This window comes from Haloferax sp. S1W, from assembly GCF_044593955.1.
Taxonomy (GTDB): domain Archaea; phylum Halobacteriota; class Halobacteria; order Halobacteriales; family Haloferacaceae; genus Haloferax.
Genome location: NZ_CP172597.1, coordinates 169,089 through 185,352, shown reverse-complemented (window position 1 = coordinate 185,352; position 16,264 = coordinate 169,089). Strand labels below are relative to the sequence as shown.

Sequence of the window (16,264 nt, the reverse complement as noted above, 5' to 3'; positions counted from 1 at the left end):
GATGGGTATCGACATTCCGAACCTCGACGACCGGTCCTACGAAGAGTACATCGAACAGGCGAAAAAACTGATTCCGGCCTACTCGGACGAGTGGACGGATTTCAACCCACACGACCCGGGAATCACTATCCTCGAGGTCCTCGCGTGGATGACCGAGACGTACACGTACCAACTGGACCAGATTACCGACGACCACCGGGAGAAGTACCTCCGGTTGATGGGTCACCACCGTCGGCTACAGGAACCTGCATCGGCGCGCCTGTCGTTGTCGCCACCCACAGACGTGTCCGGAGAACGACTCCCCGCCGGAACGCGGTTGCTCGTCACCGATGGAACCGACGATACCTTCCGATTCGAGACGGCTCACGATGTCGTCCTCACCGATGTGTCCCTCGAACGGATGGTGACAGTCGACGAGGCTGGAACGACCGACAACAGCCAAGAAAACGAGACCGACGGCATGTTCTACCGGCCGTTTGGAACCACCGTCGAGCGAGGAAACGCCTTTTATATCGGGTTCGACGACAACCCGTTCGCGGAGACAGACGCACTCACGCTGGTCGTTGAGTATCACGACGCCGACCTTCCAGAAATCACGGCTGGTTCGTCCGAGGAGCCGTCGTTCGAGCCATCGGTCGAACTGCAGTGGGAGTACCAACCGCCGAACGCCGACGGTTGGATGGAACTCGACGTTGTCGCAGACGAGACCAACGCACTCTACGAGGGCGGTGCAATCGAACTCCGAACTCCTGCCGATACCGATTGTCACCTCCGACAGCATACCGATACGCCCCGCGATATCGGTTCGTCTGCGTACGTTTGGGTCCGGTGTCGCGTCGAGACGGCGGGATACGAGATACCGCCGCAACTGGACCACATCGAACCGAACGTCGTCACCGCGAGCCACCGCGTCACAGTTACCGACGAAGTTCTCGAACAGGTTTCGTCGCTCGGAGAGCCAACGGCGCTCGACGGCCAGACCTACAAAACACAGCACACGCCGATTCTTTCGGCTGACGTGTACGTCGACGGCGAGCGATTCGTCGAAGTCCCTGACTTCGATGCGTCCGGCCCGACTGACCCGCACTATCTCCTCGACCGCGACACGGGACGAGTGACCTTTGGGGACGGCGAACACGGTCGGATACCGTCCGCTGATGCGACCATTACCGCAGATTACGTCTACGGTGGTGGTGCTGACGGGAACGTGTCACCGACCGCCGTCTGGCAGTTTGCCGACCCGACACAGTCGCTTACTGAATCCACGTCGCTGGGTGCTATCGGTGTCACGGCCACGAGCGCCGCCACGGGTGGTCGTGACCGAGAGACGATTACGGAGGCGCTCGAACGCGTCCGTCGGGACCTCCGTACGCCGTATCGCGGTGTCACGGTCGACGACTACGAGGCGATTGCGTCGCGGACGCCGGGCGTCAGAGTCGGCCAGACGAACGTTTTCGTCGACGGCGACGAAGTCACCGTCGTCGTCATTCCGTACGCGCCGCCGGATGTCCCAACACCCACACCGAGCGACGGGTTTCTCGATGCCGTCCGCCAGTACGTTACCGAACGGGCCGTGCTCGGTGATAGAGTGACCGTCACCGGCCCGACGTACGTCGGACTCGATATCACTGTCTCGGGACAGGCCCGTCCGAGGTACACCGACGATGGCTACGAAGCGGACGTTCGAGCAGCAATCGACTCGTACGTCCACCCACTCATCGGGTTCGACGGAGACGGCTGGCCATTCGGCCGAACGCTTCAGCGTGAGGAAATCGCCGAGCAGGTTGCGTCTCTCGACGGTATCGACTACGTCTCGGATGTCGATATTACGGCACATGGCGGAAAGACCCTCGATGACGCAGTCGCAATCAACGACCAGGAACTGTTTTCGGTCGTGAACGTCTCGATGAAACTGACGATTCCGGCAGACGACGGAGGACGATACCTGTGAACTTCTCCTATACGACGACGACGAGTGATGCGGACTGGGCGAACGGCGTGCTGGACAACGTCGAAATTCGAAACGGTGGGATCCGTCTTGCGACGAGACGAACGACCCACCGGTACGAGGTTGCACCGGGCGTCCGCGACGTGGCCGCCGACCCGGACGGCGTCTTGTACACTATCCGAACCGAAGGTGGTGTCTACCGGTACAACCCGGTCACAGACGCACGCGAACAACTCCTCAAGCGCACCGACAGAACTGTCCGAGACCCGTGTGCGATTTGCGCGAGTTCCAACAGGGTGTTCGTCTGTGACGCCGCCGATGGAACGATTACCGCACTCTCTCCGCGACTCCATCGAGTCGTCGGCACGCTCCGACCAGCGCTCGACGAACCGAAGGCCCTCGCGTATGCCGACGGAACGATTTACGCACTCACTGCCGACGGACTCGTCGCCATCGCCCGAGACGGAACCGCAACGGCCGTCTTCGAAGACGAACTCTCTGATCCGGTCGATTTCGCGGCCCGAGACGAATGGCTCTACGTGTTAGACCGCGATGCGGGCGGCTTACGCCTTCGAACGGTCGGAAATACGGCCTCCGAGCAGTCGTCTCCTGCTTTGCGGGCGTCGTTCGAATTCGCAGACGAGGCGTTCACTCCGACCTGTGTGACAGCGCTCGGCGACACACCGGCCGTCTCGGGACCCCTCGGCGAGCGAGATGGACACGGGGTATTCGTCTACAACCCTGACGCGGACGCGTTCGAACGCCGCATCGAACTCGACGCCCGGCCGTTCGAGATGGTTTCGCAACCCGGTCACTCGGACGAACAGCCCCTTTACGTCGTGACCGGACACGAGCGGAACTGCCACGGCTTCCGGGCACTCGAAGAGTACGTCACCCACCCGCGACAGAACCGCCACGCAGGAACCGCAATTCTCCGATACGACTCGGGTGCGAGGGATATCGACTGGCATCGGCTGACGCTCGGTATCGTTCGGTCCTCGGCCAGCACACAGGTTCGGATTCGTCACACTGCGACCGATGACCCGCCCGTTTTGGACTTCGACGCCGAGCACTTCGAGGAGATGCCACAGGACGCAGAGACTACCGTACGCGAAGCGGGTATCCAGTCGATGTGGGAGTTTGTCACTGCAGACCCCGATTCGCTGGTGTCGTCGGATGCGGAGTTCAGTCGTGAAGACGTTCGATCTTGGCAGGAGCAAGGCAGCACAGCGTTGGCGTCGCATGCCGCGTCGGAGTGGACGACAAGCGGCGTTATCGACCCGGAGGACATCCTGCTGAACGACGCGAACGGGCGGTACCTGTACGTCGCCATCGAACTGCTCGGAACGCCGGACGCATCGCCGCTTGTCGACTCTGTTCGGGCGTACTGCCCGCGTACGTCGTACCTCCGCCACATGCCGGAGATTTACCAAGAAGACGAGCAGTCGGCGGCGTTCCTCGAACGGTACCTCTCCGTGATGGAGAGTTCGTTCGTCGATATCGAGTCGGAAATCGAGTCTCTCGGCACGCACTTCGACCCATATGGTGTGTCGAGCGAGTCCCTCGCGTGGCTCGAAGGATGGCTGGCCGCGGACCTCGCACAGGAGTGGCCCGAGAGCGCCCGGCGCGAACTGCTCGCTCGCGCCCCAGAGTTGTACAAGAAGCGAGGGACGAAAGCCGGACTGCTCGAACTGATTGGGCTGTATCTCCGGCACACGAATCCGAGGGTCAGTACTCCCTCTTATCGCTCCGCGTTCGGCGCATCTAGGACTCCCGGCGACGACACCGTTGCGAGTGGCGACCCGACCACTCTAAAGGGAGACCGAGATGGCGGGCTCTCGGACTATCGGTTGTTCTTCGTGGAACGGAACGACCTCGATACGGTCGACCCGGACGTGGTGGAACGACAGTACGGGTCGTTCCTCTCGGGGAGTCGGTCGTTCGCGCTGTTCTGCGGGTCGTTGGACTCTGACGAGCAGGTCGAAGCACTCCAGAAAATCATCGACGCAGAAAGTCCGGCGCACGTCAACGGGACTGTCGTCGAAATGGAAGACGAGTTCACGCTCGGCGACAGTTCGTTCCTCGGGCTCAATAGTCACTTGGCGTCACGAGAATTCACGATGGGCGAGGCCCGACTCGGCGAGGACACCGTCCTCACACCGCGCGGAGCTGCGGACTAGCGCTACGAACTATCTTTCAGCACTGGCCGTACGGTGTCCAAACATGGCCGTACGACCGCGTATCGGGTGCTAGTGTCACTGTGGCCCCGGCAGGCGGACACACTGTTTTTCAGCCACACGATTCAGCAATAAAGAATTAATAGAATGAATGTCAATCCACCGTAAAGATGGGATTTCGGACCGCCCGAGAGAGCACCGCCGAGACCGAGCGGTCCTCTGTTTGGAATCGTGACGAAGCGGATTCGTCACGACACCGACGCCGTCAGCGGGGTCCCCGCCTGTCGGTGACGGAGTGTGAGGACTTGTTCGGTCTCGACATGTACAGAGACGGACTGGAGGTGAAGGTCCAGCGCCTCGTCCAGAGCCACGGCGCAGGTCAAGTACGGCAGTGGGCCGACGAAGGCATGACCGTTGAGACGATGGGCAAACCGCGGGACATGCGACAGTTCCGCGAGCGCCAAGACGAACGCCCCGCGGAGGTGCCGAAAGACATCGAGCGCCGAAACGCCAAGTCAGTCCAGCGCAGTCGTAATGCGCACCACGAGGCGTCGAAAGCCGGTGACGCGCAGGTTCCCGATTCGGTACGGGACGTAATTTCGTCGCCCGGCCAACACCTCGATAGCTCGATTCAACAGGCTATCGAGGAGCGCATGGGCGACTCGCTCGGTGACGTTCGCATCCACACGGGTCCGCAGGCCGCGAAAGCCTGTGAGGACATCAACGCCCGCGCGTTCACTGTTGGGAATCATATCGCGTTCAACCACGGTGAGTACGACCCGAATTCCGCGGAGGGTCAGCACGTCCTCGCACACGAACTCGCGCACGTTCGCCAGCAGACTGGCGGGGCGGTAAGTATGCTCCCGCAGACGGGTGAACTCGAAATCGACCCCGACGAACGTCTGGAGCGCGAGGCTGAGGAGACGGCCAAGCGCGTGATGCGTGGTGGGGAGCTGGGCATCTTCCGGATGCGGCACTCCGACGTGCACGTCCAGCGGATGGGAGAAGGCGAGTACATCGATGGAGCGTCCATCGGAGGGATGATTGAAGCGATTGCGAGCGAATCAGAGTTGGAACCAGACGAAGTCGCCGCAATCGTCGAGAATTACAAGGTCAGTGGCACGGTCCACAGCGGGGCCAAAGGCCACGACGCACTGAATCTCAAGGCACTGAAAGAAGCCCAGAATCTGTTGGAAGAAGCCGACATTGCTTCGAATATCAACCAAGAGCTACTGGCGGAATTAGAAGACTCCGACTTGCGTGCTGACCTCGCAATCTCCGAGATGAAAGCCGACCGGGGTCGGACAAACAGCGATGGCCTCGAACACTTCGACAGCCCTGACGAGACCTTCGAGACGGTCAAAGAACTCCAAAACGACCAAGAGAAACTCGAACAGCGGCTTTCGGAGTTGGACAACCGACTGAAACAGACGATTGGCCGGTCGAATATCCGACTATCCGACAAGCAGAAAGAGGCGCTGAAAAACCTCGCCGACCAGATCGACAGTCCGTATTCAGGGCAGGCAGTCAGCATCCTGCTGAACTACATGTCGGTCGCGTCTGCTGAGAAGACATTGTCGGGAATCCTCGCGACTGCAGCCTCAACCGGCCCGATGGGTGGTGTCATCCTAGCTATGGGCGTGGTTTCGACCATTACCACTATACTGCCGCAAGTCGTCTCCATGCTTGAGAACGGTCTTGTGAACAGCACTGATGAAGACACAACCGGCTCGGCGACGGACAAAACGGACTTCTGACCATGAAAGCCGAAATCAAGAAAGAAACCGATGATGGATTCGGTGTAGAGGTTCACGATAATAGTGGTGTCCAACACAAGATTGGAATCTGCTATAATGGTGAGAAGGACGGCCATCTACAGGACGGATACGCGGACGAGCCATCGAACCGAACGGCTGACGAAAGCGAGATGGTAGCACAGGCTCGCCGTTACGCCCGCTACCACGTCTACCAAGAAACTGAATACACCCCGTTCCCTCCCGAGGAAAATCTGCCGGGGATTAAGAAGGTCAAGCAGGCAATCGAGGACCTCTCGGTCGAGGAGTTCGAGTCGTACTTCAGCGACGCCTACGACCAGGTGCTCTCCAACCATCCCAGTGTCACCCCACCTGTTCCACACCCAGAATCAGTCCCGCAGAATGGATACATCCTCTACCTGATTGACGTATACCTCGACGACACCGACGAAATCGAGGCTGTCTCGGACATCCACCTCCAGTATCTGGACGACAATGGTGACAAGACCCAGGACTGGAACAACGACCCGTTCCCCGACCGGCAGTCCGACGCTCGCCTCCAACTCTTTGGAAAGTACGTCCCTTCGATGGAAGTGTTCCAAGAGTTTGTCGTCTACCATCTCCGGTGCCAACTCCGCGATGTCTACATCGGCGCAGGTCTCGAACCACCCGAACAATATCGTGTGCTGGGCCGCGGCAACGACGAACTCACAGGCCGGTACCACAACGAGGAGATTACCGTCTACGAGGACTACCACCTCGAAGAAGCCGACATCCCCGGTTACGAACTTGAGTTCGACTACGGATTTGGGGAACTCGGAAAACAGAGTGTCATCAACGCCAAGCGAAAGGGAATCGGCGCTGGTAATCCAGACGGTGCCGACAGTAGGTTAGCCAACCCATCACAGGATGGAGAAGAGGGGCTGCTCGAAACGATATCGTCGGTGCTCCGAGGGAGTGACACTGACCAGACCGAGACGTAATCTCGGGAGCTCTCTTTGACGACAAATCGTTGTGGACCCGCGCACGTTCGCCAGCAGACTGGCGGTGCAGTGTCGATGCTGCCGCAGACGGGTGCGTTGGAAATCGACCCCGACGAACGTCTGGAGCGCGAGGCTGAGGAGACGGCACAGCGCGGGCTAGTAAATTAGTAGCTCACAACTCAGGCCGCGGCGCGAGTCCCGTCCAGTCGATAATCGCGTGTTCGTTGTGGTAGTTCTGGAGTGTGTCGGCGCGTTCGTAGCGGTCGGTACACGCTGCGATACCGGGACCGGTCACTCGCACATCGGTGGGCGGCCGAAGCCCCATCCCGACGTAGCAATCTCGAAGTTGACAGCGGAAGTGGTCGACGAGAGTGCGCTGGAAGGCAGCCAGCGAGATAATCGGCAGGTGGGCTGGTGTGAGTTGGATACGGGCAGCGAGTGTTGCCTCCTCGTCAGGCTCGGTTCGGTCGCCGTACTCGACGCGCGTTGGACCGTCGTCTGATTTCCAGTGAACGCGAAGCGGCGAAATGACGCGGATAAACCGCTCGCTGCTTGCGTTTTCGATAGCGGCCGATTCGGCTGTCGAGAGCATGCGATTCAGACGGGAGAACAAGTCTGCATCGTCACGGTCGGGGCGGATGTCGAGTGCGCGGCGTATCTCACCCAGACTATTCGATTCGACGAGTACTTCGGACAGTCGTCGTATCGCCTCGGTATCCAACGTGAGGTGGATGTCCTGTTCGATTCGCTTCCACTCGGCATCCGGTGCCGCCTGTGGGGGTGCGACCGGCGGGTCGTCGTTCGCCTGGAGCGCGGCAAGTTGGTCGTAACACGTCTGGAGATGCGATTCGAGTGTGTCCTGAGCCATCGACCCGACGAGGAGAGTCGTTACAGCGAGTCGGTCGGGGTCTGCAATGTGGTCGGTGTGGCTGTATGGCGAAAGGACGGTGGTGTGGTTTGTACGCGAAAGGTAGTATTTCGCGAAGCGCTCGACACGCGCAAGTCGCTCCTCCTCGGCTATCGACCGGTCATCTCCTTCGGGGAGGTACTGGTCGTGCCAGTGGTTTTCGACCTGTCCGTCCGTGGAGTGGGTCAGACGGTGGTGTACCCCTTCGTAGTCGACGATTCGCAATTCGACTGTCCGGTCTGTTTCGGTGTGCTCTGTGACCTTCATACGAGTGGAGCGGTGTGCGGCGTGTTTTGAAGATGGCTTGGAGTGTCGTACTCGTGTCGTGTGACTGATTCTCGTGTGCTCACTCGGATGGACACAGAAAGTGACGCGGCGGATGTTGACATTGGTATATCGTGTCTATAGGCCGAACATTTTATTAGAAAATAGTGATATCGTTATCATACTCTAACTGTATGCCACGCGAGGATTCCTACTCTGATTCAGATACGCCTGCTCTATCCCAATTCCAAAAGAATCGATTCTTCAAGGGGAAGTTGATGACGCCCCGGGATATGCAGGCTGAACAGGCGTATCACGCCGAACGGTTACACACTATCAATCGGTTCCTCAATGGCAAAGGAATCGTTCACGGTATCGAGGTGCAGTCTGTGACGGAGACGGGCGACGGTCTCGATGTGACGCTGACACCGGGATTGGCTCTCGACGGCAATGGTCGGCCAATCGTCGTCGAGCAACCCACGACGAAGTCGGTCCCGATGCCTGCGGACGATACTGTCTATCTCTTTCTCGAATTCGCCGAGGCCACGATGGAGACGATTCCGGTACCGGACACGGACGGTGCAGTCGCTGACGATACCGCACCCAACCGCACCGTCGAGTCGTTCACGCTCACGTACCGCGAGACGCCACCGAATGATGGAACGGTCGTGCCGGATGTCGGAATTCCGAATCTCCAGTCGGGCGACTTAGACCCAACAACCCTCCGGCAAGCACTCTCTGAGAGTTACCAGCAATACCAGCGAAATCGAGGAAGCCGCAGTCCGGACGTGTTCGTCGGGGCCTTCGAACGCACTCCCGATGGAAGTTGGGTTCCTCTCGACGATGCGCCAGCGCGACCAGTCGTCTTCGATAGCGAGTTCCTGTTTGGGGTACTGGTCGACCACGTTGCGGACGCCGACAACCCGCATCGAACCCCGGTCACGAAGGAACCGATGGATGTTCCCGAAGAGGTCGACGAAATCATGGAGGCGCTGGACGGACTCCAAACACAGGTCGAGACACTCAAAGACGACCGTCGGTCGCTCACGAGATACGTCATGCGAAAGACGATCAAAGACCGGATTCGGTTCTTCGAGGAACTGGCCGACAGAGTCCAAGAACAGAGCGGGAGCGCCAGTCAACTCGCACGTGGTATCGTCGACCGGTCCCGCGAGGACTTGGCGGCAGTTCGTGTTCGGGAGGAGGAGTACGAAACGCAGTTGGACAACCTCGTCGACCAACTGGTCGAACTCGGGGACCGCCTCGAACCCGTAACCACCGAAGAGAGTCTCGAGAATTATCTCCGTGCAGTGTCGAACTTGCAATCGGCAGTTGAGGAAGACCGGTCCTTGCTAGACCAGGTCGACGCCCACGACGAGGTGTGTGAAGCAGCCGACTCCCTCGAAGTCCTCTTGGACGTTGTTCCGATGGAACGCTGACTAGCGGTTTCCCGGTCAATTCGACGCCCTCGCGTCTCGGCGTACTGCTCGCTACCGACTGCAAATCAACGAATTACTCACGCTCATCTCACAAAACCAATTCTGCCATAAGATTTAAATTAATAATCACGATGACAACATTTATGAGAGACAGGTTAGAGTATTGATTTGTTGGAGTCATCAGACAAATGAGTGGATATCAGTCTCCAGGCGTTTATGTCGAAGAGGTTCAAAGCGGAAGCAAATCCGTCGAGGGGGTTAGCACTAGTACTGCTGGGTTCCTCGGTCAGACCGAGCGCGGTCCGGTCGAACCCCGCCTCATCACGAATTATTCCGACTTCGAACGGCTCTACGGTGCGAGCCCGAAGTCTTCCAATCTCGATGCGGCGGTCGATGGGTTCTTCAAGAACGGTGGGAGCCGCTGTTACATCGGCCGAGTCAGCGGTGCTGACGTTAACGACGTAGCGACTGGCATCCTCGCAGACGAAAACGGTACCGAAGTCGCCGAAGTCGAAGCCAACGGTCCCGGCCAGTGGGGCGAGTCTGTCGCTGTCATCGTCGAAGAGAGTCAGTACCCCGGCCAGTTCGACATCGTCGTCCGATACTGGTCCGAGGACCTCGAGTCGGTCAAGAAGCCGCACGGCGACCGTCCCGACCCGTCCCCCGATGTGGAGGAGGTTTACGACGGGCTGTCGGCCGACCCCGAAACGAGCAACTTCTACGAGAAGCAACTCGAAAGCTCGGTCCTCGTCGATATCGAGTACAAGGGCGACGGCGTGCCCGTCGAGGGCCTGACGTGGCTGCACCGCGATAGCCACCCGACGGCCTACTCCGACGGCGGCGTCGTCGAAGGCAGTGAAGAACAGACTGTCGTCCACATCCCCGAGAACCTCGACGAACTCGAGCAGGAGAGTCTCGAAAACATCGCCGAGCCGCTTGAACTCGAATTCGACGAAGAAACGGACAAAGACGAACTCGTCGTCGAACTCGAAGAGGTCCGCGAAGGCGAACGCGACGTTGACGCCGAAATCGTCACCGAGAAGCCCGAGGCAGACGGTGAAGTCTCCCTCAAGGACTACGAAGGTGTCAACAAGCCCGGTCTCCGAACCGGCCTCGCCGGCTTCGAAGCCATCGACGAAATTTCGATGGTCTGTGCACCGGACGAAAACGACGTCAAGGGTCTGACCGACTCGCTCGTCGCGCACTGTGAGAACATGGGCGACCGCTTTGCGATTCTGCAGTCGCCGCAGAACCCCGGTCCGATTTCCGAGATGGAGACGCCGGTCGACTCCACGTACGCGGCGTACTACTACCCGTGGGTCAAGGTGCTCGACCCCGTCACGAACCGCGAAAAGCTCGTCCCGCCGGGTGGCCACATCGCGGGTATCTACTCCCGGACGGACCAGGAACACGGCGTCCACAAGGCACCCGCAAACGAGGCGCTGCGTGGCATCGTCGGCCTCCAGCACAACATCACCAAGGGTGAACAGGACGTTCTCAACCCGAAGGGAATCAACTGCATCCGTAGCTTCCAGGGCCGCGGTATCCGCGTGTGGGGTGCTCGTACCACCTCGACCGACCCCGAGTGGAAGTACCTCAACGTCCGTCGCCTGTTCCTGTACATCGAGCAATCCATCAAGGAAGGGACGCAGTGGGCCGTCTTCGAGCCGAACGACCAGGACACCTGGGGTCGTATCCGGCAGTCCGTCAACAACTTCCTGCGCACGGTCTGGCGCAACGGCGGCCTGCAGGGCCAGAGCGAAGACGAGGCGTTCTACGTGAAGTGCGGTGAGGAGACGATGTCCGAAGACGACATCGACAACGGTCGCCTCATCGTCGAAATCGGCGTCGCACCGGTCAAGCCCGCCGAGTTCGTCATCTTCCGCATCAGCCAGGACACCGAGCAGGCCTAACTGCACCGTCGAACCGCCAGCCAACCGGCTACTCCGATAACCGACTTAACCAATGTCCAAATCACAACCAATCGCAAACACGCAATTCGACGTCGAACTCGACGGGACGAACATCCCGGGCGTCGTCGAAGTCAAGCTCCCCGAGAAGAACGTCCAGACGCACAATTACCGCGAGGGTACCGACATGGCCTCCGGGACGAAGCACCTGGGTGAGGTCACGTACACCAAACTCGAGTTCGCCCGAACCGCAGACAACTCGAACTCGGCTCTCGACGACTGGCTCAAGGCCGCCGAGGAGGGGCGCGAGAAGGACGCGAAAAAGCAGATTGCGGTGCTCCTCAAGGACCGTACCGGGAAGACGGTCGCCCGCTACAACATGGAGGGGGCGATGGTCATCCAGTACAGTCCGCCGACCCTGAACGCGACTCCCGGTGGCGACCAGATTGCAGTCGAGACCTTCGTCGTCGACTTCGACATGATGCAGGTCGACCGCTCGTAATGGGCAACCACACCACTGACCCCACGGATGGCTATGCAATCGACAGGTTCCGGGAGGAGTGTCACCTCGACAGCGAAGGCTACCTCCACACCGGGACCGCGTGTGGCCACGTTAACAGAATAATTATCAACACGAAAGAACAACGCCGGTAACAGATGACTAATCAGACGCTCCAGACCGAGTTCGAGTTTACCCTGCCGAAGGGCTACGTCGACGACGAAGGAACCCTTCACAAGGAAGGGAGAATGCGGCTTGCGACTGCCGCAGACGAAATTCAACCGCTGAACAACCCCCGCGTTCAGTCTAACTCGTCGTACCTGACGATAGTGCTGCTCGCGCGAACGGTCACGGAGCTTGGCTCGCTCGACACCGTGGACGAAAGCGTCATCCAGAGCCTCTTCGTCTCGGACCTCGAGTACCTGCAGGTGATGTACGAGCGCATCAACAACACCGGCTTGAATGCGGTCGATACCGCCTGTCCGGAGTGCGGTGAACCGTTCACCGTCGAAGTCGAAACTGGTGCACACGTTACCGACGCATCCGGTGACGGAATCGCGACGATGGAGTCGGACGCGACTGCAAGCGATGACTCGGACGCACAACTCCGAGATATCTCCACAGTCGCAGACGCGTCGGATGACGAACGCGACTCCCTCGTGGAGGACGTGGAACCGGGAAATCCAGCCGAGTGATTCACCTCCACGACCCTGACGTCCTGTTCGAGGAAGTCGCGTTCGTGGCATACCACTTCGGGTGGAGCCGCGACGAAGTCCTCGGGATGTCCCACTGGGAGCGTCAGCGGTGGTGTGAGGAGATAAGCGACATCAACGACGCGATGAACAGGAACGAGGGAACTGTTCCGGAGCGCCACCCCGAACAACAGGAAGCGTCCTTCCTCGACGACAGCGACGGTGGCACGGTGCTCTCGAAGTCGCTGGACGAGCTAGGCCACGAGTAACCCCACGAGAAACCACGTACACGACCATGTCAAACAGCGGAAATTCGTCCGACGGAAGACCCTACGGACAGTACAACTTCGAGGTCCTCATCGACGGTCAGTCCGTCGCGGGCTTTTCGGAAGTCTCCGGAATCGCGATGCAGTTAGAGACTGTCTCGTATCGAGAAGGTGGCGTCGACGAGTACGTCCACCAACTCCCAGACCAGTTCGCACACGCCAACCTGGTTCTCCAGCGAGGGCTGACGAACGATGTCACGTTCTGGGAGTGGATACAGGACGTGATGAGTGGAAACGTGACGAGAAAGAACGTGACGGTGCGAGTTCGGGAAAATTTCATGGGACCGAACACGTGGGGATGGCAGTTCCTCGGTGCGTATCCAACCACTTGGCGCGGCCCTGACCTCGTCGGTGGCCGACAGGGTGGTGTCGCTATCGAGACTATCGAACTCGCGTACCAGAAGTTCAACAAGCTGTCCGGCGCACCGAAGTAGCTCCGGAGTACGTCGCAGTCACCTGTTTTCGGGATTCCGTTCGACGCCAATGTCGCGTTCTGCGATACGCGTGAACGCTTCTTCGTTGATGGACTGAATCATCACTGGTGACGCTTCGACCGTCACTGACGGTTGATACGTGGCGTCGAACCGCGCCCACAGCGAGAGTACCTCGTCGAACGGTGGGTCAGTAATGGACAGTGCGATTCGGGTTTCTTGGTCGAGACCCTCGATATCGGTCGGTTCGAGCACACTCACGTCGTTGAGTGTCTGGAGAACGAGCCCGAGCGCCTGCTGTTGCCCGATGGTTCCGCTAACGTTGTCTTCGTCGTCTCTGGGGTAGGCCGTGACCAAGTAGTCGATAGCGACCGGCAGCGGAGGGTCGCGCCGGGACGACTCTCCGACCGGGGTCGTGTTCATCGACCCAACCGAGCCGTCTTTTCGTACCCGATAGGGATAGAACCCGATTCGAACGGTCGAGTTCGGGCCGATGTCCTCCGGTGAGAGGAGTTCGATTTCGTCGGGGTCGACGGGTAACCCCGGGTAACCGGCGGTCTCTGAGAGAAGGTCGACGAGCGCTTCGCTCACGTACCGGATTGCTTCGTAGGTCATCGGTCGAATCGCTCCCAACACGGTTGCCGTCTCGTCTCATCGCACGCTCGCATACGACGACCGTTCGGAGAGCGGCCGAAAAAGGATTCCGGGGCGAGGTCACCGTCGATTGCGTCGACGACGCTCCGATTCCTGTGGGGGTTCTGCGAGCGCATCCGCGTACGGTTCGAACTCCGATTTCCTGACTACACGACCAGCATCCCGGTAGTCTCGTTCCAGTACTCGAACAGCGTGTTTCATCTGAATCGACTCGGCGTCACAACTGGCCGCCTCGACGGCGATTCGTTTGGCTAACGATGCGATTTCGCCGCCGCTGAAATCGAACTGGGCGAGCCACTCGGCGTCGATGCCGTCTGTCGGTGTCTCGTCCGGGAACGCTGCGTTCCAGATTGCCTTTCGAGTCGCTTCCTTTGGGTTCTCGAACCGAACCGTGTGGTTGATACGACGCGTGAATGCTTCGTCGATATTCGAGGCGTAGTTTGTCGTCAGGAAGATGACACCGTCGTACGTCTCGATGCGCTGGAGAAGGTAGTTCACTTCGGCGTTGGCGTATCGGTCCGTCGCATCCGACACTTCGGCCCGGTCGCCGAACACCGAGTCAGCTTCGTCGAACAACAGGATTGCATTCGACTGTTCGGCCGCCTGGAAGATTTGTTCGAGATTCTCTTCGGTCTCGCCGATATACTTGCTCACGACACTGGAGAGGTCGATTTTGTAGATGTGCATGCCAACCTCGTTGGCGAGTGCCTCGGCAGCCATCGTCTTCCCGGTCCCCGGTTTTCCTTTGAACAGAGCGACCACACCAGTACTCTTGTCCGTGCCACGGAAGCCCCAGTCGTCGTAGATTTGGCCTCGGTTCGAGATGTGTGCCTGCAACTGGTCGAGTTTCTGGTCGGTCCGTTCTCGGAGGATGACCTCCTCGCGGGTGACACTCGGCGTGACGTGCTGTGCGAGGTCAGTCAACCGGCTGGATGATTGCGCACGACATCCCTTTCGAACGTGTTCGACGGTCAGGTCGTCGTCGCCTGCAAGCGTGTTCGCGACCGCCAGTGCAGACTCCATTTGGCCCAACGTCAGGTCGAACGTGCTGGCCATGCGTTCGGCATCGAGGTCGTCAGGCAGGTCGTCGGCGCGCGCGGTCCAGAACTCCCGCCGGAGCGGAATGGACGGACGGTCGAACTCGACGAGTGCGTCCACTACCTGCTGGTTGGTACCTGCGGGTGTCCAGGGGGACTCACCGAGTACGAATACGTCGCTCACGACCGGTTCGAAGCGGTCGATAATCGAGACAAGCGTCCGGTCTCCATCCGTGGCACCCGCCGTCACCTCGTCAGCACCGGAGAGCACGACCGGACGGGCCTGAAGGGCAGCCTCCCGTACGACGATATCGAGTGCGCCGGCTTCGACCACCGTCGGAAGGTCGACTTGGAGGTACGTCGCCTCCTCGCACAGGGCTTCAGCGGCTCGCCGGGGCCCGCTTCCCTGTGGTCCGTAGAAGTACAGCCGACGCCCGGACTTCCCGCTGTCACGGAGTGCCGCGAGCGTAGAGTAGGTGTCCTCTTCGATGAGCAAGTCGTTGAGCGTGGCGTCGGCGGTCGTTTCGGTGACGAATGCGTTGGCGGCGCTATTTTGAAGCGTTGACGGTGTTCTCAGACCAACGTCGACAGTGCCGTGGTCAAGCAGGAACGCGTAGATGCGGTCGCTGACGCGAAGCGAGTAGTCGAGCTTGGAGCTAGCCCGCCCGGACCCTTCGGGCGGTTCGAGGACGAGAAGACGGTACTCGGACAGAGGGGACCCTTGACCGAATAGGTCGGTCGCGGTCAGAAACGCTGCGGGTGTCGTCGAAAAGAGGTCGGCGACGAGACTGACTGTCGGCCGTTGTTTGCTGGCATCGTTGTGGAGTTCGGAGAATAGCTCAGCCCCGGCGGGGTCAACATCTGGAAAGAGTGCGAGCAACAGCACGTCCAGATGCTGTCTGGTGAGGTCGAACGCATCGACGAGAGTGTGGAGTCGCAGTTCGACACCCTCATCGACAGCGGCTGTTCGTTTCTCCTCGATTTCCGCCCGGTACCGTTCGAGGTCGCCTCGAACGCGACTGGGAACCACCAACTGCGTCTCCGCTGGCGTGGTGTGTGACTCACCGGACTGGAGCCGTCCGGCCAATCCCAGTTCGGAGCGTGGTAGCTCCTCGTGACGGCTCCCGAGAAGTTCGCGCAGGAGCAGGTCGAGACACCCGAGTTCGTCCAGCAGATGTTCGATTGTGTCCTCGTATCTCATTGTCAGAATTCGACGTGTTTCAACACTAAGAACTCTCGGAGA

The 16,264-nt window shown here is 59.6% G+C and carries 13 protein-coding genes and 1 pseudogene; 11 read left to right on the top strand and 3 right to left on the bottom strand.

The window, feature by feature from the left end:
* Position 1: 1 nt before the first annotated feature.
* The 5 genes and pseudogenes from ACH9L7_RS18620 to ACH9L7_RS18600 form a co-directional block, all read left to right on the top strand.
* Positions 2–1,951, top strand: a complete 1,950-nt coding sequence (locus ACH9L7_RS18620) for a putative baseplate assembly protein (RefSeq protein WP_396613697.1) — start codon at positions 2–4, stop codon at positions 1,949–1,951.
* Positions 1,948–4,128, top strand: a complete 2,181-nt coding sequence (locus ACH9L7_RS18615) for a phage tail protein (RefSeq protein ID WP_396613696.1) — start codon at positions 1,948–1,950, stop codon at positions 4,126–4,128. The genes ACH9L7_RS18620 and ACH9L7_RS18615 overlap by 4 nt, the downstream gene beginning before the upstream one ends.
* Positions 4,129–4,295: 167 nt before the next feature.
* Positions 4,296–5,882 (top strand): DUF4157 domain-containing protein, encoded by a 1,587-nt coding sequence (locus ACH9L7_RS18610; protein WP_396613695.1) that lies wholly within the window; start codon positions 4,296–4,298, stop codon positions 5,880–5,882.
* A gap of 2 nt (positions 5,883–5,884) precedes the next feature.
* Positions 5,885–6,862, top strand: a complete 978-nt coding sequence (locus ACH9L7_RS18605; RefSeq protein ID WP_396613694.1) for a hypothetical protein — start codon at positions 5,885–5,887, stop codon at positions 6,860–6,862.
* 39 nt (positions 6,863–6,901) lie between these two features.
* Positions 6,902–7,015: pseudogene (locus ACH9L7_RS18600) on the top strand (DUF4157 domain-containing protein); the annotation flags it as partial.
* Between the two features lie 19 nt (positions 7,016–7,034).
* Here ACH9L7_RS18600 and ACH9L7_RS18595 read toward each other — a convergent pair.
* A complete protein-coding gene (locus ACH9L7_RS18595; protein WP_396613693.1) occupies positions 7,035–8,036 on the bottom strand; it encodes a hypothetical protein in 1,002 nt (333 codons plus the stop codon).
* A 191-nt stretch (positions 8,037–8,227) separates the two neighbouring features.
* Between ACH9L7_RS18595 and ACH9L7_RS18590 the strand changes: the two genes are divergently transcribed.
* The 6 genes from ACH9L7_RS18590 to ACH9L7_RS18565 all read left to right on the top strand — a co-directional run bounded on the left by ACH9L7_RS18590 (position 8,228) and on the right by ACH9L7_RS18565 (position 13,333).
* Positions 8,228–9,472, top strand: a complete 1,245-nt coding sequence (locus ACH9L7_RS18590) for a hypothetical protein (protein ID WP_396613692.1) — start codon at positions 8,228–8,230, stop codon at positions 9,470–9,472.
* 188 nt (positions 9,473–9,660) lie between these two features.
* Positions 9,661–11,385: a phage tail sheath family protein gene (locus ACH9L7_RS18585; protein ID WP_396613691.1), complete on the top strand. Its 1,725-nt coding sequence runs from the start codon at positions 9,661–9,663 to the stop codon at positions 11,383–11,385.
* Between the two features lie 52 nt (positions 11,386–11,437).
* Positions 11,438–11,884, top strand: coding sequence for a phage tail protein (locus ACH9L7_RS18580; protein WP_396613690.1), 447 nt, complete (start codon positions 11,438–11,440; stop codon positions 11,882–11,884).
* A gap of 155 nt (positions 11,885–12,039) precedes the next feature.
* On the top strand, positions 12,040–12,576 hold the full coding sequence (locus ACH9L7_RS18575; RefSeq protein ID WP_396613689.1) for a hypothetical protein: 537 nt from the start codon (positions 12,040–12,042) through the stop codon (positions 12,574–12,576).
* The gene (locus tag ACH9L7_RS18570; RefSeq protein WP_396613688.1) at positions 12,573–12,842 is read left to right on the top strand and encodes a DUF6760 family protein; all 270 of its coding nucleotides are present in this window, start codon (positions 12,573–12,575) and stop codon (positions 12,840–12,842) included. The genes ACH9L7_RS18575 and ACH9L7_RS18570 overlap by 4 nt, the downstream gene beginning before the upstream one ends.
* Before the next feature lie 26 nt (positions 12,843–12,868).
* Positions 12,869–13,333 (top strand): phage tail protein, encoded by a 465-nt coding sequence (locus ACH9L7_RS18565; protein ID WP_396613687.1) that lies wholly within the window; start codon positions 12,869–12,871, stop codon positions 13,331–13,333.
* An 18-nt stretch (positions 13,334–13,351) separates the two neighbouring features.
* Here the strand turns inward: ACH9L7_RS18565 and ACH9L7_RS18560 are convergent, their stop codons facing one another.
* Positions 13,352–13,945 carry a DUF4255 domain-containing protein gene (locus tag ACH9L7_RS18560; RefSeq protein WP_396613686.1) on the bottom strand — a complete coding sequence of 198 codons (594 nt, stop codon included), beginning with the start codon at positions 13,943–13,945 and terminating at the stop codon, positions 13,352–13,354.
* Between the two features lie 99 nt (positions 13,946–14,044).
* On the bottom strand, positions 14,045–16,222 hold the full coding sequence (locus ACH9L7_RS18555; protein ID WP_396613685.1) for an ATP-binding protein: 2,178 nt from the start codon (positions 16,220–16,222) through the stop codon (positions 14,045–14,047).
* Positions 16,223–16,264: the final 42 nt, after the last annotated feature.

What these genes read in the sequence shown, in the direction of transcription:
- ACH9L7_RS18620 (WP_396613697.1), top strand. Translation starts at nt 2, where the DNA reads ATGGGTATCGACATTCCGAACCTCGACGACCGGTCCTACGAAGAGTAC.
- ACH9L7_RS18610 (WP_396613695.1), top strand. Translation starts at nt 4,296, where the DNA reads ATGGGATTTCGGACCGCCCGAGAGAGCACCGCCGAGACCGAGCGGTCC.
- ACH9L7_RS18605 (WP_396613694.1), top strand. Translation starts at nt 5,885, where the DNA reads ATGAAAGCCGAAATCAAGAAAGAAACCGATGATGGATTCGGTGTAGAG.
- ACH9L7_RS18595 (WP_396613693.1), bottom strand. Translation starts at nt 8,036, where the DNA reads ATGAAGGTCACAGAGCACACCGAAACAGACCGGACAGTCGAATTGCGA.
- ACH9L7_RS18590 (WP_396613692.1), top strand. Translation starts at nt 8,228, where the DNA reads ATGCCACGCGAGGATTCCTACTCTGATTCAGATACGCCTGCTCTATCC.
- ACH9L7_RS18585 (WP_396613691.1), top strand. Translation starts at nt 9,661, where the DNA reads ATGAGTGGATATCAGTCTCCAGGCGTTTATGTCGAAGAGGTTCAAAGC.
- ACH9L7_RS18580 (WP_396613690.1), top strand. Translation starts at nt 11,438, where the DNA reads ATGTCCAAATCACAACCAATCGCAAACACGCAATTCGACGTCGAACTC.
- ACH9L7_RS18575 (WP_396613689.1), top strand. Translation starts at nt 12,040, where the DNA reads ATGACTAATCAGACGCTCCAGACCGAGTTCGAGTTTACCCTGCCGAAG.
- ACH9L7_RS18565 (WP_396613687.1), top strand. Translation starts at nt 12,869, where the DNA reads ATGTCAAACAGCGGAAATTCGTCCGACGGAAGACCCTACGGACAGTAC.
- ACH9L7_RS18560 (WP_396613686.1), bottom strand. Translation starts at nt 13,945, where the DNA reads ATGACCTACGAAGCAATCCGGTACGTGAGCGAAGCGCTCGTCGACCTT.
- ACH9L7_RS18555 (WP_396613685.1), bottom strand. Translation starts at nt 16,222, where the DNA reads ATGAGATACGAGGACACAATCGAACATCTGCTGGACGAACTCGGGTGT.